Annotated in this window: 21 protein-coding genes; 12 read left to right on the top strand and 9 right to left on the bottom strand. The window is 57.4% G+C overall.

The genetic code is table 11. From position 1 onward, the window contains the following. Positions 1 to 81 precede the first annotated feature (81 nt). Entirely contained in the window at positions 82 to 1,299 is a 1,218-nt protein-coding gene (locus tag AC6I8I_RS18715; protein WP_312054250.1) for an MFS transporter, read from the top strand. A gap of 104 nt (positions 1,300 to 1,403) precedes the next feature. Here AC6I8I_RS18715 and AC6I8I_RS18710 read toward each other — a convergent pair whose 3' ends face one another. After that, positions 1,404 to 2,219 carry a TIM barrel protein gene (locus AC6I8I_RS18710; protein WP_497828180.1) on the bottom strand — a complete coding sequence of 272 codons (816 nt, stop codon included), beginning with the start codon at positions 2,217 to 2,219 and terminating at the stop codon, positions 1,404 to 1,406. A 437-nt stretch (positions 2,220 to 2,656) separates the two neighbouring features. On the opposite strand from AC6I8I_RS18710, the gene AC6I8I_RS18705 reads away from it, so the two are divergent. Both AC6I8I_RS18705 and iolB read left to right on the top strand, forming a co-directional pair. Continuing rightward, positions 2,657 to 4,162, top strand: coding sequence for a CoA-acylating methylmalonate-semialdehyde dehydrogenase (locus AC6I8I_RS18705; protein WP_312054254.1), 1,506 nt, complete (start codon positions 2,657 to 2,659; stop codon positions 4,160 to 4,162). Between the two features lie 136 nt (positions 4,163 to 4,298). Then, positions 4,299 to 5,117 carry a 5-deoxy-glucuronate isomerase gene (gene iolB / locus AC6I8I_RS18700; RefSeq protein ID WP_312054256.1) on the top strand — a complete coding sequence of 273 codons (819 nt, stop codon included), beginning with the start codon at positions 4,299 to 4,301 and terminating at the stop codon, positions 5,115 to 5,117. An 83-nt stretch (positions 5,118 to 5,200) separates the two neighbouring features. Here the strand turns inward: iolB and AC6I8I_RS18695 are convergent, their stop codons facing one another. After that, positions 5,201 to 6,043 carry a MurR/RpiR family transcriptional regulator gene (locus AC6I8I_RS18695; RefSeq protein WP_046289370.1) on the bottom strand — a complete coding sequence of 281 codons (843 nt, stop codon included), beginning with the start codon at positions 6,041 to 6,043 and terminating at the stop codon, positions 5,201 to 5,203. A 304-nt stretch (positions 6,044 to 6,347) separates the two neighbouring features. Next, positions 6,348 to 8,261 carry a bifunctional 5-dehydro-2-deoxygluconokinase/5-dehydro-2-deoxyphosphogluconate aldolase gene (locus AC6I8I_RS18690; RefSeq protein ID WP_312758835.1) on the bottom strand — a complete coding sequence of 638 codons (1,914 nt, stop codon included), beginning with the start codon at positions 8,259 to 8,261 and terminating at the stop codon, positions 6,348 to 6,350. Between the two features lie 546 nt (positions 8,262 to 8,807). Here AC6I8I_RS18690 and iolD point away from each other — a divergent pair. From iolD to iolE, 3 genes are all read left to right on the top strand, one after another. Continuing rightward, positions 8,808 to 10,748 (top strand): 3D-(3,5/4)-trihydroxycyclohexane-1,2-dione acylhydrolase (decyclizing), encoded by a 1,941-nt coding sequence (iolD, locus tag AC6I8I_RS18685; protein WP_497828179.1) that lies wholly within the window; start codon positions 8,808 to 8,810, stop codon positions 10,746 to 10,748. A gap of 63 nt (positions 10,749 to 10,811) precedes the next feature. Beyond that, positions 10,812 to 11,822, top strand: a complete 1,011-nt coding sequence (iolG, locus tag AC6I8I_RS18680) for a bifunctional inositol 2-dehydrogenase/D-chiro-inositol 1-dehydrogenase (RefSeq protein ID WP_497828178.1) — start codon at positions 10,812 to 10,814, stop codon at positions 11,820 to 11,822. 47 nt (positions 11,823 to 11,869) lie between these two features. Then, positions 11,870 to 12,766 carry a myo-inosose-2 dehydratase gene (gene iolE / locus AC6I8I_RS18675; RefSeq protein ID WP_312054426.1) on the top strand — a complete coding sequence of 299 codons (897 nt, stop codon included), beginning with the start codon at positions 11,870 to 11,872 and terminating at the stop codon, positions 12,764 to 12,766. A 78-nt stretch (positions 12,767 to 12,844) separates the two neighbouring features. Here iolE and AC6I8I_RS18670 read toward each other — a convergent pair whose 3' ends face one another. Together AC6I8I_RS18670 and AC6I8I_RS18665 are read right to left on the bottom strand one after the other, a co-directional pair. Further along, positions 12,845 to 13,399 carry a DcrB family lipoprotein gene (locus AC6I8I_RS18670; protein ID WP_031375244.1) on the bottom strand — a complete coding sequence of 185 codons (555 nt, stop codon included), beginning with the start codon at positions 13,397 to 13,399 and terminating at the stop codon, positions 12,845 to 12,847. 118 nt (positions 13,400 to 13,517) lie between these two features. Then, positions 13,518 to 14,183: a 7-cyano-7-deazaguanine/7-aminomethyl-7-deazaguanine transporter gene (locus tag AC6I8I_RS18665; protein WP_497828177.1), complete on the bottom strand. Its 666-nt coding sequence runs from the start codon at positions 14,181 to 14,183 to the stop codon at positions 13,518 to 13,520. A 204-nt stretch (positions 14,184 to 14,387) separates the two neighbouring features. On the opposite strand from AC6I8I_RS18665, the gene tusA reads away from it, so the two are divergent. Continuing rightward, positions 14,388 to 14,639 (top strand): sulfurtransferase TusA, encoded by a 252-nt coding sequence (gene tusA, locus AC6I8I_RS18660; RefSeq protein WP_031375242.1) that lies wholly within the window; start codon positions 14,388 to 14,390, stop codon positions 14,637 to 14,639. A gap of 51 nt (positions 14,640 to 14,690) precedes the next feature. Here tusA and AC6I8I_RS18655 read toward each other — a convergent pair whose 3' ends face one another. Then, a complete protein-coding gene (locus tag AC6I8I_RS18655; RefSeq protein ID WP_497828176.1) occupies positions 14,691 to 16,973 on the bottom strand; it encodes a zinc/cadmium/mercury/lead-transporting ATPase in 2,283 nt (760 codons plus the stop codon). Positions 16,974 to 17,057: 84 nt separating this feature from the next. Further along, positions 17,058 to 17,687 (bottom strand): lysoplasmalogenase, encoded by a 630-nt coding sequence (locus tag AC6I8I_RS18650; RefSeq protein ID WP_312054267.1) that lies wholly within the window; start codon positions 17,685 to 17,687, stop codon positions 17,058 to 17,060. A 152-nt stretch (positions 17,688 to 17,839) separates the two neighbouring features. Between AC6I8I_RS18650 and AC6I8I_RS18645 the strand changes: the two genes are divergently transcribed. Next, positions 17,840 to 18,196, top strand: coding sequence for a DUF2500 domain-containing protein (locus tag AC6I8I_RS18645; protein WP_312054268.1), 357 nt, complete (start codon positions 17,840 to 17,842; stop codon positions 18,194 to 18,196). Positions 18,197 to 18,224: 28 nt separating this feature from the next. Here the strand turns inward: AC6I8I_RS18645 and AC6I8I_RS18640 are convergent, their stop codons facing one another. Beyond that, positions 18,225 to 18,497 carry a DUF1145 family protein gene (locus AC6I8I_RS18640; protein WP_312054269.1) on the bottom strand — a complete coding sequence of 91 codons (273 nt, stop codon included), beginning with the start codon at positions 18,495 to 18,497 and terminating at the stop codon, positions 18,225 to 18,227. After that, a complete protein-coding gene (gene rsmD, locus AC6I8I_RS18635) occupies positions 18,487 to 19,086 on the bottom strand; it encodes a 16S rRNA (guanine(966)-N(2))-methyltransferase (protein ID WP_312054270.1) in 600 nt (199 codons plus the stop codon). The genes AC6I8I_RS18640 and rsmD overlap by 11 nt, the downstream gene beginning before the upstream one ends. A 233-nt stretch (positions 19,087 to 19,319) precedes the next feature. Between rsmD and ftsY the strand changes: the two genes are divergently transcribed. The 4 genes from ftsY (at position 19,320) to rpoH (ending at position 23,814) form a co-directional block, all read left to right on the top strand. After that, positions 19,320 to 21,065: a signal recognition particle-docking protein FtsY gene (gene ftsY / locus AC6I8I_RS18630; protein ID WP_497828175.1), complete on the top strand. Its 1,746-nt coding sequence runs from the start codon at positions 19,320 to 19,322 to the stop codon at positions 21,063 to 21,065. 5 nt (positions 21,066 to 21,070) lie between these two features. Continuing rightward, positions 21,071 to 21,739, top strand: a complete 669-nt coding sequence (ftsE, locus tag AC6I8I_RS18625) for a cell division ATP-binding protein FtsE (protein WP_031376707.1) — start codon at positions 21,071 to 21,073, stop codon at positions 21,737 to 21,739. Beyond that, complete coding sequence (gene ftsX, locus AC6I8I_RS18620) at positions 21,729 to 22,715, top strand: permease-like cell division protein FtsX (protein WP_497828174.1); 987 nt, start codon at positions 21,729 to 21,731, stop codon at positions 22,713 to 22,715. Before ftsE ends, ftsX begins: the two co-directional genes overlap by 11 nt. A gap of 241 nt (positions 22,716 to 22,956) precedes the next feature. Continuing rightward, positions 22,957 to 23,814 (top strand): RNA polymerase sigma factor RpoH, encoded by an 858-nt coding sequence (gene rpoH, locus AC6I8I_RS18615; protein ID WP_031376708.1) that lies wholly within the window; start codon positions 22,957 to 22,959, stop codon positions 23,812 to 23,814. The last annotated feature ends 3 nt before the right edge of the window (positions 23,815 to 23,817 follow it).

The raw sequence follows: 23,817 nt of genomic DNA, 5'->3' as shown, positions 1-23,817 counted from the left end.
TGCCGGGATGCGTTGTCGGTGAAAGCGGGTATAGTTAACAGTTAACCGTTACCTTTCAGCTAACTACGCACGTGAGGACTGATGCCTGACCAACCTGCAGCGGAGCCGACTACCGCATCCGGTAGCGTAAAAATTTCTCTGCTGATCCTCTCTATCGTGATCTATAACTTTGCCAGTTATCTCACTATTGGTCTGCCACTGGCGATTCTGCCGGGCTGGGTGCACGACACTCTCGGCTTCAGCGCCTTCTGGGCCGGGTTAGTGATCAGCCTGCAGTATGTGGCGACATTACTGAGCCGGCCGCATGCCGGACGCTATGCCGATCTCTGGGGACCCAAGAAAGTGGTGGTGATCGGGCTGGTGGGTTGTCTGATCAGCGGCGTCTGTATCCTGCTGGCGGCGCTGACGCTCGACAGTCCGCTGCTGAGCCTGACGTTATTGTGCATCGGCCGGTTGATCCTCGGGGTCGGGCAGAGTTTCACCGGCACCGGCACTTCACTGTGGGGCGTGGCGCGGGTCGGTTCGTTGCACATTGGCCGGGTGATTTCATGGAATGGCATCGTCACCTATGGCGCGATGGCAATTGGCGCGCCGCTCGGCGTGCTAATCTACCGACTCGGCGGACTGCTGTGGCTGTCGGGGATTATCATCGCCATTTGTCTGGTGGGGATTGCCGGGGCACTGCCGCGCCCGGCCGTCAAAGGCAGTAAAGCCAGACCGCTGCCGTTTCGCGCGGTACTGGGGAAAATCGCTGGCTTCGGCGCGATTCTGGCGATGGGCTCTGCCGGTTTCGGCGTGATTGCTACCTTTATTACTCTGTTTTATCAGGATAAAGGCTGGGAAGGTGCCGCCTTTGCGCTGTCGCTGTTCAGCGGGGCTTTCGTCGGGGCGCGGCTGTTGTTTCCGAACGCCATCAACCGGCACGGCGGTTTGCGGGTTGCCAGTCTCTGTCTGGCGGTGGAAGCGATCGGGCTGTTTCTGGTGGCCGCCGCTGGCGATCCGTGGATGGCCAAAGCGGGTGCCTTTCTCACCGGTGCCGGTTTCTCGCTGGTGTTCCCGGCGCTGGGGGTGGTGGCAGTGAAAGTGGTGCCGCAGCAAAATCAGGGTAGCGCGCTGGCAACCTACACCGCCTTTATGGATCTGTCGCTTGGCATTACCGGGCCGATTGCCGGGCTGATCATGAGCTATGCCGGGGTTTCTCAGGTTTACCTGCTGACGGCACTGCTGGTCTGTCTGGCATGCGTCTGCACGCTGCGTCTGCAGTTCAGGCAACCGGCCACAGAGCCGCATCAGGGATAAAAAAAGGCCCCGACCGGGGCCAAACGTCTTTTCAGACACAGATAAGACTATGTTCAGGACTATGTTTAAGGCTGTGTTCGCGCGGTGACAGGTGACGCGCAGGTTCAGGCCTGCAGCAGTTCGATACTGTAACGAATCTGGCGTTCAATCTCAGCCGGCGTCCAGCTATCCAGCTGGCTGGAGAACGGTTCAAACGCGTAAATTCCCTTATAACCCAGCATCTCCAGCCGTTTGACCTGCACCACGCTGTTCAGGACATCACTGTCGCTTAACATCACCCGTTCCTCATCAGTCAGTTCCGCCGTCGGGCGCAGATCTTCCACTCCAGAGAGATGCACCAGCCCGATTTGCTCAACATCAATGCCCAGCGAAAACTCCTGTTCAGCCTGCTCATACAGATGATGATGGAAGGTATCCAGCACCAGCTTAAACGGCACCGCGGCCTCAGCAATCAGCTGCTGTGCCTGCACAGCCGAACGCAGTGAGCTGACCGGAAACCCCAGCGGCTCGACCAGCCCCTGAATGCCATAATGGGCAAAGCGCGGAGCCAGCTGCTGCATTGCCGCCACGGTCTGCTGCGGCGATATGTCGATGCCCTCATTCAGCGGGCACATCACCAGCGCGCGGGCACCAATCCGTTTCGCCTGCTGTAACAATGCTTCCGCCCGGGTCAGCAGATCGTCATCAATGCGGTTAAAAGGATAGAGGGCATTAATGGTGACGATATCAATGTGGTATTTGTCGGTCAGCGCGCGCAGCTGTTCAGCAGTGAGGCCGTCAGTGACCCTGCCGCCCGGCATATCATTACGCAGCTCTACCTTGCTCAGCCCCAGGCGCTGGACCAGCTGGAAAAAAGCCTCCAGTGAGAGACGGGGCGCGATTTTGCGATTAATACAGAAGCGGGTGGGATCGATGGCCATGCTGCGACTCCGGTGACAGGGAAGAGGAAGATAGGGCTAAAGAGAACATTTATTTCATTATTTATGAATTATGAAATGGTAATTATTAGATCAGCCTCGCATTAATTTCATATTCCGTTTCACTGCGGACCGGTAAAAGTGGATCTCGCCTGCAAGAAACGTCGCCTTTTTGCCTGCCGAACGGATTTGTCAACGGCCGTAAAGAGCCTGACAGACTGGCGCTGGCCCGATTTGCAGGGGCATCGGCCGGGGGACCAAAAAAATGCGATCTGTGCCGCTAAAAGGAAATTTTCTAAAAATATCCATTTGAAAAATTTGTTCCACTGTAATAGTTTCATAGCACGCTTTCAGGTTTGCCTGATCAGGCTGCGGGACAGGCCGTACAGAGGCCGCACAGTAAGTCTGCAGGGAACTTAACCATTTAAAGAGGCAACATCATGACTATCACAGGAAACTTTATTGGCGGTAAAACCACCTTCAGCGCCAGCAACGAAACTATCCCGGTTTACGATCCGGCAACCGGAAAAGTGGTACGTGAACTGACGCAGAGTACTGCTGACGAAGTGGCTCATGCGATTGAGGTTGCGCACAACGCCTTCCCGGCCTGGTCAAAAACCTCACCGCTGCGCCGTGCCCGTGTGCTGTTCAACTTCAAAGCGCTGATGGAACAACATCGCGATGAACTGGCGGCGCTGATTGTCTCCGAACATGGCAAAGTCTGGTCTGATGCGCTGGGTGAACTGACCCGCGGCATTGAGGTGATTGAGTTTGCCTGCGGTATCCCGCACCTGCTGAAAGGGGAATACTCACCGAATGTCGGCAGTGGCGTTGACAGCTACTCGCTGATGCAGCCGGTCGGCGTCGTGGCGGGCATCACGCCGTTCAACTTCCCGGCGATGGTACCGCTGTGGATGTTCCCGATCGCGCTTGCCTGCGGCAATACCTTCGTCCTGAAGCCGCCGGCGCTCGATCCGTCTGCCGCGGTCCGCATGGCGGAACTGCTTACCGAAGCGGGTCTGCCAGATGGCGTATTTAATGTGGTACACAGCTCAAATGAAGATGCTGAACAGTTGTACAAAGATCCGCGCATCGCGGCGGTGAGCTTTGTCGGTTCATCCGGCGTAGCAGAACACATCTACAAAACGGCCAGCGCCCACGGTAAGCGAGTCCAGGCGTTTGGCGCCGCCAAAAACCACGCCATCGTAATGCCGGACGCCGATCTGGATGCCACCGTGAACGCCATTATGGGCGGCGCGTTTGGCTCTGCGGGCGAGCGCTGCATGGCGCTGCCGGTGGTGGTCGCGGTCGGTGATGATACGGCTGACAAACTGATTGCCCGCCTGACGCCGCTGGTGAAAGCGCTGCGTGTCGGGCCTGGCATCAATAAAGGCGCTGAAGAGAATGAGATGGGGCCGGTGGTTTCGGCGGCGCATCAGAAGAAAGTGCTCGGCTACATCGATAAAGGCGAGCAGGAAGGCGCGAAGCTGGTGGTGGATGGCCGCACGATTCAGGTAGCCGGTCACGCCGAAGGTTACTACGTCGGCGGCACGCTGTTTGATAACGTCACCTCTGAGATGGTGATCTGGCGTGAAGAGATTTTTGGCCCGGTGCTGAGCATCATGCGTGCGCCAGACTACGACAGCGCGCTGCAGCTGGTTAACAGCCATGAGTTCGGCAACGGCAGCGCCATTTTCACCAGCAACGGCAACACCGCGCGTGAATTTGTTCAGAACGTTGAAGCCGGCATGGTCGGGGTAAACGTGCCGGTTCCGGTGCCGATGGCTTTCCACAGCTTTGGTGGCTGGAAGCGTTCGGTGTTCGGCGCGCTTAACGTCCACGGTCCGGACGGTGTGCGTTTCTACACCCGAATGAAAACCGCCACGGTGCGCTGGCCAGCGGGTCAGCAGACCGTTTCAGAATTCAGTATGCCTACGCTAAGTTAATTCAATGAACTCTGTTTGAGATGCCCGACCGGCAGGCTGCATTACAATGGCCTGCCGGTTAGCGGTTTCAGGCGCCTGGTTAAATCCGGGCTACTGCGGCGGCGAACGCATCCATCATGCAGAGAGGAGGAATGGGATGTCTTTACTTTCGAAAGCACAAGCACCTGATAGCCAGGGCCGTATTCAGCATGTCACACCGGAGCGCGCTGGCTGGCGTTATGTTGGCTTCGACGCTTATCTGCTGAAAAAAGGTGAAACCCTGCGTCTCAGCAGCGGTGATAAAGAGCTGTGCCTGGTGTTAGTCGCCGGGCTGGCCTCGGTGAAAACCCGCCATGCAGAATTCCCTGGCATCGGAAAGCGCATGTCGCCGTTTGAACGCGTGCCGCCGTGGTCAGTCTATGTCCCGCATGACGATGAAGTCGAGGTGCAGGCCGACAGCGATCTGGAACTGGCGGTCTGTAGCGCGCCGGGTCACGGTAATCTGCCTGCGCGGCTGATTGCGCCGGAAGATGTCGGGGTTGAGCATCGCGGGAAAGGGCGTAACCAGCGGCTGGTTCACAATATTCTGCCGGATAATAAACCGGCTGACAGCTTGCTGGTGGTGGAAGTCTATACCAATGAGGGCGATACCAGCTCTTATCCCAGCCATAAGCACGATCAGGAAGAGAGCGAAGACGAAACCTATCTGGAAGAGACCTATTATCACCGTTTCGATCCGGAACCGGGCTTCGCCATGCAGCGGGTTTACACCGACGATCGCTCGCTGGACGCCTGCATGGCGCCCTACAATCGCGATGTGGTGATGGTGCCGCGTGGCTATCATCCGGTGGCGACGCTGGCGGGTTACAACAACTACTACCTGAACGTGATGGCCGGACCGGTGCGGCTGTGGAAGTTTACCTGGGAGAAAGATCACGCCTGGGTCAACAGCGACGACTATCCGCGTCAGTCATAACCGCTCCACCGCTGGCGGTGACTCAGCTCACCGCCGACCAATAAAAAAGGCAGCATGTTGGCTGCCTTTTTTAATTGCCTGAATCAGGGCGTTTCCGCATTGTTCAGTGCCAGTGATACTGCCAGCGTCTGCGCCAGACAAAGTGATGCAACCTGCGACCGGAAGCCATCTACCTGCGCTTCACGCACCACAAAACAGACGTCGCTGAAGGCGGCCAGTGGGCTGACCTGGCTGTCGGTGATGGCGATCTGATGCGCACCGCGCTTGGCACCCATTTCAACCACTTCAACCGCTTCACGCGCATACGGCGAATAGCTGATGGCAATCACCACATCTTTAGGATTCACCAGGCTGAGCTGTTCGGTAAACATGCCGCCGAGGCCGTCGATCAGGAAGGCCCGACGCTCAAGATGGCGCAGCGCATACACCAGATAAGAGGCAACGCTGAAAGAACGGCGCAGGCCAATCACATAGATATTCTCGGCCTCGTTCAGCAACTTCACCGCTTTGTTCAGCTGCTCCGGATTAACCTGCATCGCCAGCTGTTGTAACGCCTGGCTGTTAACCATGGTAAACACGTTGAGGATCTCAGCCGGGCTTTCGGGCGCACTGGCGCTGTCATCGGTTGAGGTCTGGCGGAACAGACGGGCGCGTTCAGTGTAGTTAACCGTCTCTTCCATCAGGTGCTGACGAAAAACCTGTTTCATTTCGTTGAAGCCGCTAAAGCCAAAGGCGTTGGCAAAGCGAATCAGGGTTGATGGCGGAACATCAGCCTGCTGGGCGATAGAGGCCACGGTATCAAAGGCAATGCTATTGCTGTTATCAAGAATGTAACGCGCAACCTGTTTAAGACGTTTGCTCAGCGTTTCGTAGCGGCGACGAATATCGTCCTGCAATAAAGAAAGTTGGGTGGGATTATTGGTCATTACTTCTGCCCGTGTAATAAGAATAATGGCTGGATAATGAGCGCTATAGTACCAGATGGATGGAAAATTTCATTTGTTTGCGTCAACAGAGCGGTTTATTTCATGGCTTTATGAATTGCTTCACAGAATGTCCCGACGCGGCCAGCTGAAGAGTCAACCGGTGGCGCGCGAGCAGGAAACGGCGCGGATTCGCGACGGTCAGGGAGATGAGAGTGAGGATAGCAGGGCGGATGAGCAGAAGAATAACGGTGGGAGATATAAAAAAGCCATCCTCAGGCCTGAGGATGGCGTCTGGCGGGCTGCATCAGGCGCGGGCGGCGCGCCAGTACTCAATCAGCCGCAGGTAATTACCTTTTACGGTGTCGATCAGCGACTGATCGTCCAGCTCGCCCTGTAACCACTGACGCGATGGCTGACCAAAAATCGTCCGGCCGACGGCAAATCCTTTTACCCATGGCGCTTTTGCCGCAGCGGCGAAACCGGCTTTGAGCTGCTCTTCCGGTGCGTCCAGACCGAGTAGCAGAATGCCGCGGCAGTGCGGGTCCTGCTGTTCGATCAATCCGCTGATCGCCTGCCAGCTTTCGGCCGACAGCGGCGGCAGTTTCCACCAGTCCGGCTGAATGCCGAGGCTGTAGAAGTGGCTGAGAATATCAAAATAGTAACCTTCATTACGATCCGGGTTGCTCTCCGGCAAAATCACTTCCAGCAGCAGTTCATGGCCACTTTTGTTACAGCCGTTCCAGACATCCAGAACCTGCTCATCCTGCTCTTTACGCAGTTCGGCGCTGTCGTGCGGATGATAAAATACCAGGCATTTCACCACGTGTTCGGCTGGCCAGTCGATTAGCTGTGAGCCGATGTTGCCATGTTCCAGCCGCAGCGGGCGCGAACCCGGCAGTTCAATCGGGCGACCAATCCACCACTGTTTACCGGTAATCGCATTCAGCGCTTTCTGGCCGTAAGTGGTATCCGCCAGAATACCGCTTTTGTTCTCCAGCCCGGCGGTTTGCGCCGCTTCCTCGGCCGCTTTCAGCAGCAGCAGTTTTAGCTGTGGAATTTTGCTGTCATCAACGCCCGCTTCGCGCGCCATGTCCACCAACTGTTTGCGATGGTCAAAGGCGAACACGTTCAGTTCCGGCCACTGCTGTTTGCGGGTGGTCACGCGGTGCAGATGGTTAAGGCGGCTGTCGAGATCGGGCCGTTTCACCTCATTATCGCGACTCAGAAAATCATCCAGCTCCGCTTTGGTCGGCATGGCGGGCGCGCAGCCATGGCGTGACACCACCAGTGCGCCGCAGGCGTTGGCGTAGCGACACGCCTGTTCCCAGCCCTCATCGTTCAGCCAGCCACGCAGCAGGCCGGACATAAACGCATCGCCTGCGCCCAGCACGTTTAACACTTCGACCTGCACCCCGCTGTGCAGCCGGGTCTGTTCCCAGCTATCCGGGATCTCACCTTCAAACACCACGCAGCCCAGCGGACCGCGTTTGCAGACCAGCGTCGCCTGACTGGCCTGACGCACGTTCTTCAGGGCGGTCAGCGTATCGGTGCTGCCACCGGCAATATGAAACTCTTCTTCGGTACCGACGATTAAATCGAAATAATGCACCACTTCCTGTAGCTGCTGCGTCACCTGCGACGATTCAATGAAACGGGTTTCACCATCGCCGAGCGAGGTCAGTCCCCACAGCACCGGACGATAATCGATGTCCAGCGCGGTGCGCAGGCCGTTGCGGCGGGCAATATCCAGCGCTTTCAGCACCGCTTCGCGGGTCTGCGGGTGAGATAAGTGGGTGCCGGTCACCGCGACTGCGCGCGAAGAGGCGATAAAATCTTCCTGCACGTCGTCCGGCACCAGGCCCATATCGGCGCAGTTATCACGGTAGAAAATCAGCGGAAAAGTCTCTTCATCTTTAATACCGAGGATCACCATGCCGGTCAGGCGTTTTTCGTCGGTGATTAAGGCATCGGTATTACAGCCGACGCGCTGCAGCTCTTCGCGCAGAAAGCGACCATTGTGCTCATCTCCCACCCGCGCCAGCATCGCCGATTTCAGCCCCTGAATCGCGGTGCCATAGGCGACGTTGCCGGAGGAACCGCCCAGATATTTGGCGAATGAGGTGACATCCTCCAGCCGCGCCCCGATCTGCTGACCATAAAAATCGACGGCGATGCGCCCGATACAAATCACATCAAGCCGCTTCTGTTGTGTACTCATACCTGTGGTTTCCTTCTGTGATTAGCAGACACTGCGGGCAAAAAGCCCGACGACGCGCGGTTTGCTTCCGGGTCTATAGGTGCCTGATTGGCTATGAGGGCAGTATGAGGAATAAAAATTCCAAGTTCAATATGAAATGAAATATCCATCGCGATTTTGTGAACCAGGTAAAACTCCTGATCCCGCTCAGCGATAGTCGTAAGCAGGCTGGCGGTGCCCGGCATATCAGGGTTGTGAGAGAGATCGCAGGAATCTCCTTGCTAACAGAGGAAGCTACTGAAGTGAAATGAATTTTTTCATCGTTCTATGATGTCCGTAAAACGTTCCAGTTTTCCCGACCCGGATCGCCTGCCAGCCCCGGCAGCGTCACTAAATTTGATCTCACTCGCAAAATGAAATGTTTCTTCTGTAATTGTATTTTATGAAAAATATATTTGTTTATAATCGCCTCACGTTTCAATTATACCGGTCGCCTTTTCCGCTGTATGACTTCGCCTGGCGCGTTGTACCGGAGTCAGGTACCACCAGCATGTAAAGGAAGAGCATATGGGCACAATCAGACTGACCACTGCACAGGCGCTGGTTAAATTTCTTGATAATCAATACATTGATGTTGATGGCGTTGAGACAAAGTTTGTAAAAGGCATCTTTGCCATTTTCGGTCATGGCAACGTACTGGGGATGGGACAGGCGCTGGAGCAGGACAGCGGCGATCTGGTGGTGTATCAGGGTCGCAATGAGCAGGGCATGGCGCATGCTGCCACCGGCTTTGCGAAACAGTCACTGCGTCGTCAGATTATCGCCTGCAGCTCGTCAGTCGGACCGGGTGCCGCCAATATGATTACCGCGGCCGCCACCGCCACCGCGAACCGTATTCCGCTGCTGCTGCTGCCTGGCGATGTGTTCGCTACCCGCCAGCCCGATCCGGTTTTGCAGCAGATTGAGCAGAGCTACGATCTCAGCATCAGCACCAACGACGCTTTCCGGGCCGTCAGCAAATACTGGGACCGCGTCAGCCGTCCGGAACAGCTGATGTCGGCCTGCATTAATGCCCTGCGCGTACTGACCGATCCGGCCGAAACCGGCGCGGTAACGCTGTCACTGCCGCAGGATGTGCAGGGTGAAGCCTGGGATTACCCGGACTATTTCTTCCAGAAGCGGGTGCACCGACTGGATCGGCGTCTGCCGGTTGCGGCGCAGCTGGCCGATGCCCTGACGCTGATCGGCCGTAAGCGCAAACCGCTGATCGTCTGTGGCGGCGGGGTTAAATACTCTGAAGCGGGCGAGGCGCTGCGCCAGTTCGCCGAGCGTTATCAGATTCCGTTTGCCGAAACGCAGGCCGGCAAAGGCACGGTGATCTCTGACCATCCGCTTAACGTCGGCGGCGTCGGTGAAACCGGCTGTCTGGCGGCGAACCTGCTGGCAAAAGAGGCCGATTTAGTCATCGGCATTGGTACCCGTTACACCGACTTTACCACCGCCTCGAAATGGATTTTCCAGAATCCGGACGTCAGCTTCCTCAATATCAACGTCAGCAATTTCGACAGCTACAAGCTGGATGGCGTACAGCTGCTGGCCGATGCCCGTGAAGGGCTGACCGCGTTGACCGCTGCGCTGGCGTCACAGCATTACAGTAACGACTGGGGCAGCCAGATTGAGCAGGCGCAGAGCAAACTGCTGAAAGAGACTCAGCGTGTCTATCAGGTGGAGTATCACCAACAGGACTTTGTGCCGGAGATTGCTGACCATCTCGATCGTGACGCGGTGTTCGCCGAGTTTAACCGCCTGACTCAGTCAGTCCTGACGCAAAGCAGCGTGCTCGGCACGCTGAACGAACAGTTACCCAAAGAGGCGGTGATTGTTGCGGCGGCAGGCAGCCTGCCCGGCGATCTGCAGCGCGTCTGGCGCACCAAAGATTACAACGCCTATCACGTAGAGTACGGCTACTCCTGTATGGGTTATGAAGTTAACGCCGCGCTGGGCGCAAAACTGGCGCAGCCGCAGCGTGAAGTCTATGCGCTGGTCGGCGACGGCTCTTTCATGATGCTGCATTCCGAGCTGGTGACCTCGATTCAGGAAGGGGCGAAGATCAACGTGGTGCTGCTGGATAACATGACCAACGGCTGCATCAATAACCTGCAAATGGAACACGGGATGGACAGCTTTACCACCGAGTTCCGCTTCCGTAATCCGGAAGGCGGCAAGCTGGACGGCGGTTTCGTGCCGGTTGATTTCGCCGCCATCGCGGCAGGTTACGGCTGTAAAACCTACCGCGTCACCACGCTGGAGCAGTTAAAAGCCGCGCTGGAAGATGCCAGAACGCAGACCGTTTCCACGCTTATTGATATCAAAGTGCTGCCAAAAACCATGATCCACAAATATTTCAGCTGGTGGCACGTTGGCGTCGCGCAGGCCTCCGATTCTGAACGGGTTCAGGCGGTAGCAGACAAGCTGAAAACTCATCTGGATCAGGCGCGTAAATACTAATTTCAGGGCCGGATCCCGGCCCCTTTCCTCTTATCTCAGCACGAACCCTACACAGGTGTAATTATGACTTTGAAACTTGGCGTCATCGGTACCGGTGCAATTGGTCAGGAACATATTCGCCGCTGCAATCACGTGTTGCAGGGCGCGCAGGTGGTTGCCGTCTCGGATATCAACGTTGACGGCGCGCGCGCCGCGCTGCAGCGCCTGAACATCGAGGCGGAAGTGTTTCAGAACGGACATGACGTGATCCAGTCGCCAAACGTCGATGCGGTGCTGGTGACGTCATGGGACCCGACCCATGAAGAGTTCACCTTAGCTGCGATTGCCGCCGGCAAACCGGTGTTCTGCGAAAAGCCGCTGGCGATGAGCGCCGAAGGCTGCCGCCGGGTGGTTGACGCTGAAATTCAGGCCGGCAAACGGCTGGTGCAGGTCGGCTTTATGCGGCCTTACGATGCCGGCTATCGCGCGCTGAAAAAAGTGATTACCGACGGGGATATCGGCGAGCCGCTGATGCTGCACTGCGCGCACCGAAACCCGACGGTGCCGGAAAATTACACCACGCCCATGGCGATCACCAACACGCTGATCCACGAACTGGACGTGCTGCGCTGGCTGACCAATGACGATTATAAAACGGTGCAGGTGGTGTTCCCGCGCGTTACCTCAAAATCCCATGCCCAGCTGAAAGATCCGCAGATTGTGCTGTTTGAAACCCAGAAAGGGGTGCGCATCGACGTCGAGATCTTCGTCAACTGCGCCTATGGCTATGACATCCAGTGCGAAGTGGTCGGGGAAGAGGGCATTGCCCGGTTGCCTGAGCCGTCGTCGGTGCAGCTGCGTAAAGATGCCCGACTGTCGAACACCATTCTGGTTGACTGGAAAGATCGGTTTATCGAAGCGTATGACGTGGAGCTGCAGGCGTTCATCAATGACGTGAAAGCGGGCACGCTGACCGGTCCGTCTGCCTGGGATGGCTTTGCCGCCTCAGTGGCCGCCGATGCCTGTATCAAAGCGCAAAACAGCGGTGCGATTGAAACGGTAGAGATGCCGCCACGTCCTGCTTTCTACTCTTAATTCAGCACAGTCCGGCGGGATGACCGCCCCGGCTCAGGAATAAAATGATGAACAAAGACCATGTAAAACTGGCTATCGCCCCGATTGGCTGGACCAACGATGACATGCCGGATCTCGGCAGTGAGAACACCTTCCAGCAGACGGTGAGTGAGATGGCGCTGGCCGGGTTTACCGGCAGCGAAGTCGGCAGTAAATATCCGCGCGATCCGGCGATCCTGAAACCGATGCTCGACATTCGCGGCATTGAGATATGCAACGCCTGGTTCAGCACCTTTTTTGCCAACGGCGACAAAGCCAAAACCATCGACGAGTTCATTAACCACATGAACTTCCTGCATGCGATGGGCGCGCGGGTAATTGGCTGTTCAGAACAGAGCAAAAGTATTCAGGGCACCACGCTGGCGGTGTTTGAGCAGAAACCGGTGTTCAGTGATGAAGAGTGGCAGCTGACGGCAGAAGGTTACAACGAACTGGCGCGGATTGCGGCTGAGAAGGGGATGCGGGTCACGCTGCATCATCATATGGGGACCGGTATTCAGACGACTGAAGAGATAGACCGCTTTATGGCCCTGACCGACGATCAGGTTGGCCTGCTGTATGACACCGGTCACGTCTATTACTCTGAAGGCTCGCAGCAGAAGATGCTGGCGGTGCTGGAAAAATATCTGCCGCGTATCTTCCACGTTCATCTGAAAGACGTGCGTGACGAGGTGGTCGCCGAGGTACGCGACAATCATCTCTCCTTCCTGGAAGGGGTGAAAAAGGGCACCTTCACCGTGCCGGGCGATGGCGTGATCGATTTCAAACCGGTGTTCAAAATCCTTGACGATTACGGCTACAAAGGCTGGATGGTGGTGGAAGCGGAGCAGGACCCGGCGCTGGCTAACCCGTTTGAATATGCGGTGAAAGCGCGCAAATATATTCGTGAGAACGCAGGATTGTAAGCGCAGGCGGGAAACCGTGAGATAAACCGGCTTCCCCGGAGAGGGGAAGCCGCAAGCCAGCAGGGCGGTCGCCCGGCCTTATTTCAGCGCAATACTCTTTACAATGTTGTCGGCATCGCTTTGTGCCTGCTGCTGGTTGTCGCCTGGCAGAGTAATCTGCAGCGTCACCAGTTTGCCGTCAACTTTAGCCAGAATCACCGATGACCATGAAGTCTGGTTGTTGGCAGAAATCACCGTATCCAGCTGCTGTGCCGGCTGATCTTTCAGCGTGACCGCTTTGTTCGAGACCACCTGCAGTTGCGGATCGCGGTTGCGCTGCTGCTGCTCCATACGCTGTGACAGCACGTCCAGCCCATCGCTGGTCGGCTCACCGGCAATCACAATAATCGCGCGCGCACCGGTTTCATCAGCATACACGTGCATATTGGTAGTCTGCGAACCAAGCTTACCGCTCTTATCCGACATGCCCGGCGGCAGCGAGAAGCTCAGTTTGCCATCCATCAGCGTTACGGTTTGCGCCGACTGACTGGCGCTGACGCCGTTGTCATTCGCCGCGTCATCTTTCTTCTGGTCACAGGCGGCTAAGCCGAGCACCAGTAAGCCCATTCCTACATATTTCACCAGGTTGCGCATCAGAATCCCTTTTTTAAGTTTCCAGTCAGCCGTTAATACAACAGGAATCAGGTTGCAAACGCAACCTGATGATTGTCAGCAGATCTTAGCGGGTAATGGCGTAAACCGGTATGGCGGGTTAGCCGAAATTTATCTGGCTGGTGGCACGGTGCTCAGCCAGCCGTTTCAGCGCGGCATTGAGCAATACGCCGTAGGCCGGCAGGAAGAACACCATGCAGATCAGCACTTTGAAGCTGTAGTCCACCAGGGCAATCTCGACCCAGTGCTGGGCCATAAACGCATCAGGGCTTTTATAAAAGGCGATGAAGAAAAAGGCCAGCGTATCGCTGATGTTGCCGAGGAACATGGCGCAGCCCGGGGCGATCCACCATTGCGGCAGGGCGCGCAGACGGTTGAAGACGTGAACGTCGAGGATCTGACCCAGCGCGTAAGCCATAAAACTGGCACAGGCGATACGCGCGACAAACAGATTGACCTGTTCCAGTGCTGCCCAGCCCTGCCATTCGCCCTGATAAAACAGCGACGAGACACCATAGGAGATAAACAGCGCCGGGATCATCACCGCCAGAATAATGCGTCGGGCCAGCGGCGCGCCAAAGATGCGCACGGTCAGATCGGTTGCCAGGAAGATAAACGGGAAGCTGAACGCGCCCCAGGTGGTGTGGAAGCCGAAAATTGAAATCGGCAGCTGCACCAGGTAGTTACTGGAGGTGATCACCAGCAGGTGAAACAGCGATAACCAGAACAGCGCATGCATGCGCTGACGCGAAGAGAATGCGAGCATAATCAACCTTTTTAATGTTGGGGTGAGGGAACCCATTGCGGGACGCCGTTCGGGCAGCGCCTGGCAGTTTTATGAGCAAAAAGCGGCGGCATCTTACCGCGTTGTGCTATTTATGCAATGGTTAATTTTAGCGCAATCGTTATCGCCTTGCGTCATTGGCACTACGCGCTAGAATGAGCGCCCTAACCCTGAACCGAGTCCATTATGAGCGATGCTTTTTCCTCTGCCGACCATCAACTGGATGCCCGTGGCCTGCGTTGTCCGGAGCCGGTGATGATGGTGCGCAAAACCGTTCGCAGCCTGCAGGATGGCGATACGCTGTTGATCATTGCCGACGATCCGGCCACCACCCGCGATATTCCCGGCTTCTGCCGCTTTATGGAGCATCGCCTGCTGGCACAGCAGACCGATAACCTGCCGTATCAGTTCCTGATCCAGAAAGGCATGGCGGAGTAACGCTGGATGCCCATTGGCAGCGCGGCCCGTCATCTGACCGGCCGCTCGTCTTCAGCTTCGGTTGCGCAGTAATCGCAGCGCGTTAGCGGTGACCAGCGCCGTTGCGCCGGAATCCGCCAGCACCGCCAGCCACAATCCGGTCAGCCCCAGCAGGGTCGTGACCAGAAATACCGCCTTCAGCCCCAGCGCAATGGTCAGGTTCTGCCGAATGATGCGGCGCGTACGGCGCGCCAGCACAATCATCGGTGCCAGATTGCTGAGCTGATTGCGCGTCAGCGCGGCATCGGCCGCCTCCAGCGCAACGTCGGTGCCGCTGCCCATCGCGATCCCCAGCGTCGCCGCTTTCATCGCTGGCGCATCATTAATGCCATCCCCGACCATCGCCAGCGGCTGCTGCTGGCTCAGTTCTGCTATCGCCGCCACCTTATCGGCCGGCAGCAGGCTGGCACGGTACTCAATGCCCAGCTGCCGGGCGATGGCTGCCGCGGACCGCGGGTTGTCGCCGGTCAGCATCAGGCTCTCAATGCCCAGTTTTTTCAGCGCCTGTAGTGCGGCGATCGCATCGCTGCGCAGCTGATCGCGCAAGGCCAGCGCGCCCAGCGCCTCGCCATTGCGGGTCAGCACCACCACCGTTTCACCGGCCGCTTCACGCTGGGTAATCTGTTCGGTTTGCTGCACCGTCAGTCCGGTCATCTGCGCGGGCGTCAGCAACCGGATCGGCTGACCATCGACCACCGCGGTAATGCCACATCCGGCCTGAACCTGCTGATCGCGGGCGGCCGGGATGGTCAGCTTACGTGCCTCAGCGGCCGCCACAATCGCACTGGCCAGCGGATGCGTCGCGCCCTGTTCAACCGCCGCGCTGAGCGCCAGCATCTCCGCGTCGCCGGTCTCGCCAAAGCGCAGAATCCCGGTGAGCTGCGGCTTGCCAACGGTCAGAGTGCCGGTTTTATCGAACGCCATCATGCGCAGGGAACTCAGACGTTCTAAGGCTGCACCGCCTTTGATCAGCGCGCCCTGACGTGCGGCAGCAGCCAGCCCGGAGGTAATCGCCGCTGGCGTAGAGATCACCAGCGCACAGGGGCAGCCAATCAGCAGTAAGGTCAGGCCCTTGTAGATCCACGGCTGCCATTCTCCCGCGCCGAGCAGCGGAGGCACCACCATCACCAGCAGCGACAGCAGCATCACCAGCGGCGTATAGAGACGGCTGAACCGATCGATAAAGCGCTCAACCGGGGCGCGGTGGGTTTCCGCTTCTTCAATCAGCTGCAGTATCCGGTCAATCGCGCTTTCGCCCGGTTTCGAGACCACTTCCAGCGTCACCAGCCGGTCAATGCTGGTGGCACCAGCCAGTATTTTTTCGCCGCTGTTGCGTGTTACCGGCAGCGACTCGCCGGTTAACGCACTTTCATCAAAGCTGGCGAGCGGCGTAATGAGGCGGCCATCGACCGGCAGACGGCTGCCGGCTGCCACTTCAATCTGATCGCCGGGCTGCAGCGCAACCAGTGGCACCTCGCTGCGACGACCCTGCTCAAGTCGGATTGCCGATTCCGGCCGCAGCGCCATCAGACGGGTCACGCCACTGCGCGCCCGCGAGGCGGCATAGCTTTCGAGCTGTTCGCCAAGCTGAAACAGTACCAGCACCATCGCTGCTTCAGCGTGGGCACCGATGATCAGCGCACCCGCTGAGGCCAGCGTCATCAGGGTTTCGATAGTGAAAGGCGAGCCGCTGCGCAGCCGTTGCCAGGCGCTGCGAGCCACCGGGAACAGGCCGACCAGGGTGGTGACGACAAACAGGCGATCGCCCCACAGCGGCGCGAAATGGCTGAGCAGGCTGCTGGCGAGCACCAGCAGCGCCAGCGCAATCAGCATGCGGTTATGCTGCCAGCGTGGGCTATCGGCTGTCGTTTCGGTCTGGGTACTGAGCCGGAAGCCAGCTTTTTTGACCGCCTGCTCCACCGCCTGCCGCACGTCGCTGTCCGCATTGACCACCAGTTTTTCACTGCTGAACAGGACGCGCGCTTCGGTGACGCCCGCGACCTGCTGAACGGCGGTTTCAATGCTGCGGGCGCAGCCGGGACAATCCATCCCGCTGACCTGCCAGCTAAAAGGGAGACTGCCGACGCGTCGCCGGTCACTCTCCTCATCGGCGTCGTTGCCGGGGCTGCTGTTACTGTCGCAGCAGCAGCCTGCGCTGTCGGGCGTGACCGGAGTCGCGGCCTGAATAGAGAGCGTCAGGGGACGGGACTGAGGGAGCTGGCACAGGGGTTTGGCTGCGGCGTGGCTGGCACGCGGTTTGCCGCAGCCGCAGCCACAGGCGTTTTGTTGATGCATATGACCTCCGGAAAAGGGATGGACGAAGCTGCCCATCCCGCTATCCTACACTCTGGAGTGAACTCCAGAGTCAAGGTCAATTTTTTAAATCACCCACAGTGAACGGACAATCATAAAGTGACCGGCAAAGTAGCAGGCTGCAACGATAGCGCTGTCGGCACTGAAACGACGGCGATAGTGGCTGATAAACCAGACAATGTTAGCCAGCAGCAGCAGACCTGCACCGACCATGATTGAGAAGCTGTAATCGGTAGGGCGGAAGAAGTATTGCTCCGTAGCGATCCAGGTCATCACCAGCGTCATGCCGATAAAGGTACAGATCGGCCAGCGCAAATCTTCCAGCCTGCTCCACAGAATACCAATCAGCACCGCGCCGATAACCAGCAGCGTCAGCGGAATCGGCCAGAAAAAGGTCATGGTCATACTGGCGGCGAAGCAGAGGGTATACAGCAGATGTGAAAGGAAAAATGCGCCAATCGCATAGAGCATCTGCTGACGGGGCAACAGCGTCAGCGCATCACCGACCAGCGTGGCGATCAGGCCGGCCAGAATCAGATAGTCAGTGGTATTCAGCGTCGGAGCCTGCCAGGCCAGGCCGACCAGCAGCAGCAGCGTGACCGGTTTAAACAGCCAGCGTTGCCATTGCGGACCGCGATAGGTGGCATCAACGTAGAGCCAGCCGGAGAAAAGTACAGCGAGGAAAGACCAGAGCATTGTTTCTCCCTTTTTTAACCCAAATGGTGAAAGATCCCAAAATATCCCTTCCAGTTTAGGTTACGTCCCGACGATGTGACAATCAGGCAACTCTGGTTGTATGCTTTGCCGCGCAGTTAACGCCATCCGCACCCTTTAAGCACGAGAGAACTATGAGCAAACCACCGCTAATCTTTATTATCGTTCTGGCAATTATCGCCGTGCTGGCCACCCGTCAGTTCATCAAACAGCGCCGGGAAAGCGCGGTCAATGACGCCTCTCCGGTACGATCCCTGACGGCGCAGGTTAAAACCAAACGGGAATTTCCGGCACCCAATCGGCGCTCACGTCAGCGTGAAGTGATTGCCGGCGAAGAGATGCGTTACGAGGCGCTGTTTCACCCGCTTAACGGAGCCAGCGACATAAAAGTGCAGCTTCAGGAAGCGCAGTATCATCAGCTGGATAAAGGGGCGAGGGGTGAATTGAAAATGCAGGGGACGCGCTTTATCAGCTTTACGCCAGCGCAGTAATCAGCGGGCAGGGTGCCCGCTCTGAAGACTACTTTTTCCGCGGGAAGTGTTTTTTCTGCCAGGCGACCAGCTCAAATACGCCAAACACAAACACTTTCGCCTGGGTAAGGCGGTCGATTGGCGGGGCATCTTTGGTCTGTGTGGCACGCAGTAACACCAGCTGCAGGCCGTGCATCATGATCATGAAAAACAGCGCGACATTAATGAAGTAGGTCAGCGGCTTCGGGTAGGGATGGACTACGTTAACCAGTAAAAAACCCCACACGCACAGCATCAACAGACGCCCCAAATTAAGTAACATCCTGCGTCTCCAGTTGACGTTGATATAAACGATAAGCCACTTGTCCGGCTATTTTCTCGCGATAAAGGTTCCACTCTGGCGGCACCGGCGGCGCGCCATTTTCCACTTCACTTTCGACGTAGATCAGCGCCTCGTCTGCCAGCCAGTGGTTCTGTTCCAGCAGTTGTAGCGTTTGCTCCAGCAGGCCCTGACGAAACGGCGGATCGATAAACACCACGTCAAACGGTTGGCCCGGCTGGGCCAGAAAGCTGAGTGCATTGGTCTGAATCACCTTGCCGTTGCAGGCGTTAAGCGTCTGCAGGTTCTTCATCAGTTGCTGTGCCACCGGACGCTCCAGCTCCAGTAGCGTAGCCGATTCAGCGTAACGCGACAGCGCTTCCAGACCTAACGCGCCGCTGCCGGCGAAACAGTCGAGACAACGTGCGTCGGGCAGTACCGGCGCCAGCCAGTTAAACAGCGTTTCACGTACCCGATCGGTGGTCGGGCGCAGTCCGGCACTATCGGGCACCGGCAATTTGCGTCCGCGCCATTGTCCGCCGATGATGCGGATCTGGCCGGCACCGCCGGTACTGCGGGGGTTTTTAGTCATCTTGCTCACAACTCGTCATAATTTGTTGCGTAGTTTAACGGGCGAATCGGTGAGAAGAAACGTTAAAAAAGGGTGCTGTGGTGAGCTGGCTGGAAAGTGTTAGACTACTGAGTTGCTGAAGTCATGCAGTATTCTGCGGTTTTACGCCGGTCTGGCGTTAGCCAATTTTAATTGATTCACCCCTGGAAACGACGTGCGACCGGGACAAAGCCATCGAGGAGTGTAGTCACACAATGGCAAAAGAGAAAAAACGTGGCTTTTTTTCCTGGCTGGGATTTGGCAAAGAAGAAGAGAAGCAACCCTCTGCGGAGGAGCAGGCGCAGCAGGCGGCTGAGTCTGCTCAGCAGCAGTCAGAGCAGCAAGCCGCAACCTTAACCCAGGCTGAAGCGCAAGCGGAAGAGACTGTCGCCATCACCGAAACGGTGGCCGGACAGCAGCGTGATGCGGATGTGACGGCCGCTGCGCCGCACGAAGCCGCGCCGCAAGCCCTGGCGGAGCCGGAGCCGATTCAGGCTGACCCGGAAGCCTTACTGGAAACGGAGATCGCGCCGGAGGCTGACGTCGCCCCGGTCGTCGAGGCTGACGCCGTTATCACGCCGGCGGCTGATGCTGAACTGCATCAGGCCGACGCGCCGCTGAGCGACGAAGAGCTGGACGCGCTGGCGCTGGGCGAGGCGGAGATCATCGAAACGCCAGCGGCCGACGCGCCACTGAGCGACGAAGAGCTGGAAGCCCTGGCGCTGGGCGATGCGGAGATCATCGAAACGCCAGCGGCCGACGCGCCACTGAGCGACGAAGAGCTGGACGCGCTGGCGCTGGGCGAGGCGGAGATCATCGAAACGCCAGCGGCCGACGCGCCGCTGAGCGACAAAGAGCTGGAAGCCCTGGCGCTGGGCGATGCGGAAATCATCGAAACGCCATCGGCCGACGCGCCGCTGAGCGATGAAGAGCTGGAAGCGCTGGCGGAAAGCGAAGAAGCCGATGGCGTGCCGGATACCGTCAGCGATCTGCCGTTAGCCGCGGCGCCAATCATCACGCAGGAGCAGGAACGTCCCAGCAAGGAGGGCTTCTTTGCTCGTCTGAAGCGCAGCCTGGTGAAAACCCGTCAGAACCTTGGTTCCGGTTTTGTCAGTCTGTTCCGTGGCAAAAAGATTGATGATGACCTGTTTGATGAGCTGGAAGAGCAGTTACTGATTGCCGACGTCGGCGTCGATACGACCCGCCGCATCATTACCCATCTGACGCAGCAGGCGAACCGTAAGCAGCTGCGTGACGCAGAAGCGCTCTACGGCTTGCTGAAAGCCGAAATGGCCTCGATTCTGGCCAAAGTCGATGCGCCGCTGGATGTCTCCGGCAAAACGCCGTTTGTCATCCTGATGGTTGGCGTCAACGGGGTGGGGAAAACTACCACCATCGGTAAACTGGCGCGGCAGTATCAGGCCGAGGGCAAATCGGTGATGCTGGCTGCCGGTGACACCTTCCGCGCCGCTGCGGTCGAGCAGCTGCAGGTCTGGGGTCAGCGCAACAATATTCCGGTAATTGCCCAGCATACCGGTGCGGATTCCGCGTCGGTCATCTTCGACGCGATTCAGGCGGCCAAATCACGCGGTGTGGATGTGCTGATCGCGGATACCGCCGGTCGTCTGCAGAACAAATCGCACCTGATGGAAGAGCTGAAGAAAATTACCCGCGTCATGAAGAAGCTGGACGAAGATGCGCCGCATGAAGTGATGCTGACGCTTGACGCCAGCACCGGGCAGAACGCGGTCAGCCAGGCCAGACTGTTCGATGAAGCGGTGGGTTTAACCGGCATCGCGCTGACCAAGCTGGATGGCACCGCCAAGGGCGGCGTGATCTTCTCGATCGCCGATCAGTTCGGCATTCCGATTCGCTATATCGGTGTCGGGGAAGGCATCGAGGATTTACGACCGTTTAAGGCGGACGATTTTATTGAGGCACTGTTTGCCCGAGAGGACTAATTAGGATGATTCGCTTTGAAGAGGTCAGTAAGGCATATCTCGGCGGACGTCAGGCACTGCAGGGGGTGGATTTCCATCTGCGTCCCGGCGAAATGGCGTTCCTGACCGGCCACTCCGGTGCCGGTAAAAGTACGTTGCTGAAGCTGATTTGTGGCATTGAGCGTCCGAGTGCCGGACAAATCTGGTTTAGCGGCCACGATATTTCCCGCTTGCGTAACAGTGAGGTGCCTTTCCTGCGCCGTCAGATCGGCATGATCTTTCAGGATCACCACCTGCTGATGGATCGTTCGGTGTATGACAACGTGGCGATCCCGCTGATTATCTCCGGTGCCAGCGGCGAAGATATCCGTCGTCGCGTCTCGGCAGCGCTGGATAAAGTCGGCCTGCTCGACAAAGCGAAAAGTTACCCGATTCAGCTGTCAGGCGGTGAACAGCAGCGTGTCGGTATCGCCCGTGCGGTGGTAAACAAACCGGCGGTGCTGCTGGCGGATGAACCGACCGGTAACCTTGATGAAGCGCTGTCGGAAGATATTCTGCGGCTGTTCGAAGAGTTCAACCGGGTTGGCGTCACGGTATTAATGGCGACGCACGACAACGGCTTAATCGCCCGTCGTAACTACCGCGTCATGACGCTGAATCAGGGACGCCTGCACGGAGGCCACGATGGTCAATAAACGCAATAAACGCCCGACGGCGCAGAAAGTGAAGCAGTCGCCGTCGAAAAGCAAAGCGCTGAAAGGCGGCTGGCAGGAGCAGTGGCGCTATGCGCTGCGCGGTACCCTGTCTGACATGTGGCGTCAGCCGCTGGCGACGCTGCTGACGGTGATGGTAATCGCCATTTCGCTGACCCTGCCAAGCGTCTGCTATATGGTGTGGAAAAACGTCAGTCAGGCGGCGACGCAGTGGTATCCGGCACCGCAGCTGACGGTCTATCTCGACAAAGCGCTGGATGACACTGCTGCGGAAAACGTGGTGGCGCAGCTCAAACAGGTTGATGGCGTGGATAACGTCAATTACCTGACGCGGGAAGAGGCGCTCAATGAGTTCCGCAACTGGTCAGGCTTTGGCGGTGCAATGGATATGCTGGAGCAGAATCCGCTGCCTGCGGTGGCGATTATCACGCCGAAGCTTAATTTCCAGAACTCTGACACCATGCAGAGCCTGCGCGATAGGGTCACCAAAGTGCAGGGCGTGGATGAAGTGCGGATGGACGACAGCTGGTTCGCACGGCTGGCGGCGCTGACCGGACTGGTAGGGCAGATTGCTTCAATGATCGGCGTGCTGATGATTGTGGCGGTGTTCCTGGTGATCGGTAACAGCGTACGGCTCAGCATTTTTGCCCGCCGCGATACCATCAACGTACAAAAGCTGATTGGCGCGACCGATGGCTTTATCCTGCGGCCGTTCCTGTATGGCGGCGCGTTGCTGGGCTTCAGCGGCGCGGTACTGTCGCTGGTACTGTCAGAAGTGTTGGTGCTGCGGTTACAGTCGGTGGTGGCCCACGTGGCGACCGTATTCGGCACCACCTTCTCACTGGAAGGGTTCTCCTGGGATGAGGCGCTGTTGTTATTACTGATTGCCGCTATCATCGGCTGGGTGGCCGCCTGGCTGGCGACGGTACAACATTTACGCCGATTTACGCCCCAGTAAACGCCTGCAACATTTTTTTGTTATAATAGTCCTCTGCTACCGAAGATGGGATGCAGAGGACGCATTACCCGCTTCCCTTCCTGTCATCTGTGTGTAAAATATTCACTGCTATAATTGTTGTTGTGGATAACTTTGTTGTCCCGGTAGCACAGATTGCTTTCGGATTTCGCGCGACGTTGACATACTGTATCGTCTGCGCAAGGAAATGTGCGGCAATTCCACTGAATTTGTGAGGGTTTGAATGACCAAAGAAATGCAAACTTTAGCTATTGCTCCTCTTGGTAACCTGGAGTCTTACGTCCGGGCTGCCAATACCTGGCCGATGCTCTCGGCAGAAGAGGAAAAAGCGTTGGCTGAACGGCTGCATTACCAGGGCGATCTGGATGCGGCAAAGACGCTGATCCTGTCTCACCTACGCTTTGTAGTTCATATCGCTCGTAACTACTCCGGCTACGGCTTGCCGCAGGCTGACCTGATTCAGGAAGGTAACATCGGCCTGATGAAAGCAGTGCGTCGCTTCAACCCTGAAGTGGGCGTGCGCCTGGTCTCATTTGCCGTGCACTGGATTAAAGCCGAGATTCATGAATACGTGCTGCGTAACTGGCGTATCGTGAAAGTCGCGACCACTAAAGCACAGCGTAAGCTGTTCTTTAACCTGCGCAAAACCAAGCAGCGTCTGGGCTGGTTCAACCAGGATGAAGTCGAGATGGTGGCGCGCGAGCTGGGCGTGAGCAGTAAAGACGTGCGTGAAATGGAATCACGTATGGCAGCGCAGGATATGACTTTTGATATGTCGGCCGACGATGAGAGCGGCGAAGGCAAATCAATGGCACCGGTGCTCTATCTGCAGGATAAAACCTCTGACTTTGCCGACGGCATCGAAGAGGATAACTGGGATGCCCACGCCGCAGACAAGCTGAGCTATGCGATGGAAGGTCTGGATGAGCGTAGTCAGCATATCATCCGCGCCCGCTGGCTGGATGAAGACAACAAAACCACGCTGCAGGAGTTAGCCGATCAATACGGCGTCTCGGCGGAACGTGTCCGCCAGCTGGAAAAGAACGCCATGAAAAAACTGCGCATGGCGATCGAAGCGTAATAC

The sequence above is a fragment of the Pantoea sp. X-Soil-YNGN-775 genome, assembly GCF_059730575.1.
Note: the sequence above shows the minus strand (reverse complement) of the source record. Positions and strands in the feature narration are given on the sequence as shown.

Excerpts from the sequence above, each read along its gene's own strand:
- AC6I8I_RS18715 (WP_312054250.1), top strand. The coding sequence starts at position 82 with ATGCCTGACCAACCTGCAGCGGAGCCGACTACCGCATCCGGTAGCGTA.
- AC6I8I_RS18710 (WP_497828180.1), bottom strand. The coding sequence starts at position 2,219 with ATGGCCATCGATCCCACCCGCTTCTGTATTAATCGCAAAATCGCGCCC.
- AC6I8I_RS18705 (WP_312054254.1), top strand. The coding sequence starts at position 2,657 with ATGACTATCACAGGAAACTTTATTGGCGGTAAAACCACCTTCAGCGCC.
- iolB (WP_312054256.1), top strand. The coding sequence starts at position 4,299 with ATGTCTTTACTTTCGAAAGCACAAGCACCTGATAGCCAGGGCCGTATT.
- AC6I8I_RS18695 (WP_046289370.1), bottom strand. The coding sequence starts at position 6,043 with ATGACCAATAATCCCACCCAACTTTCTTTATTGCAGGACGATATTCGT.
- AC6I8I_RS18690 (WP_312758835.1), bottom strand. The coding sequence starts at position 8,261 with ATGAGTACACAACAGAAGCGGCTTGATGTGATTTGTATCGGGCGCATC.
- iolD (WP_497828179.1), top strand. The coding sequence starts at position 8,808 with ATGGGCACAATCAGACTGACCACTGCACAGGCGCTGGTTAAATTTCTT.
- iolG (WP_497828178.1), top strand. The coding sequence starts at position 10,812 with ATGACTTTGAAACTTGGCGTCATCGGTACCGGTGCAATTGGTCAGGAA.
- iolE (WP_312054426.1), top strand. The coding sequence starts at position 11,870 with ATGAACAAAGACCATGTAAAACTGGCTATCGCCCCGATTGGCTGGACC.
- AC6I8I_RS18670 (WP_031375244.1), bottom strand. The coding sequence starts at position 13,399 with ATGCGCAACCTGGTGAAATATGTAGGAATGGGCTTACTGGTGCTCGGC.
- AC6I8I_RS18665 (WP_497828177.1), bottom strand. The coding sequence starts at position 14,183 with ATGCTCGCATTCTCTTCGCGTCAGCGCATGCATGCGCTGTTCTGGTTA.
- tusA (WP_031375242.1), top strand. The coding sequence starts at position 14,388 with ATGAGCGATGCTTTTTCCTCTGCCGACCATCAACTGGATGCCCGTGGC.
- AC6I8I_RS18655 (WP_497828176.1), bottom strand. The coding sequence starts at position 16,973 with ATGCATCAACAAAACGCCTGTGGCTGCGGCTGCGGCAAACCGCGTGCC.
- AC6I8I_RS18650 (WP_312054267.1), bottom strand. The coding sequence starts at position 17,687 with ATGCTCTGGTCTTTCCTCGCTGTACTTTTCTCCGGCTGGCTCTACGTT.
- AC6I8I_RS18645 (WP_312054268.1), top strand. The coding sequence starts at position 17,840 with ATGAGCAAACCACCGCTAATCTTTATTATCGTTCTGGCAATTATCGCC.
- AC6I8I_RS18640 (WP_312054269.1), bottom strand. The coding sequence starts at position 18,497 with ATGTTACTTAATTTGGGGCGTCTGTTGATGCTGTGCGTGTGGGGTTTT.
- rsmD (WP_312054270.1), bottom strand. The coding sequence starts at position 19,086 with ATGACTAAAAACCCCCGCAGTACCGGCGGTGCCGGCCAGATCCGCATC.
- ftsY (WP_497828175.1), top strand. The coding sequence starts at position 19,320 with ATGGCAAAAGAGAAAAAACGTGGCTTTTTTTCCTGGCTGGGATTTGGC.
- ftsE (WP_031376707.1), top strand. The coding sequence starts at position 21,071 with ATGATTCGCTTTGAAGAGGTCAGTAAGGCATATCTCGGCGGACGTCAG.
- ftsX (WP_497828174.1), top strand. The coding sequence starts at position 21,729 with ATGGTCAATAAACGCAATAAACGCCCGACGGCGCAGAAAGTGAAGCAG.
- rpoH (WP_031376708.1), top strand. The coding sequence starts at position 22,957 with ATGACCAAAGAAATGCAAACTTTAGCTATTGCTCCTCTTGGTAACCTG.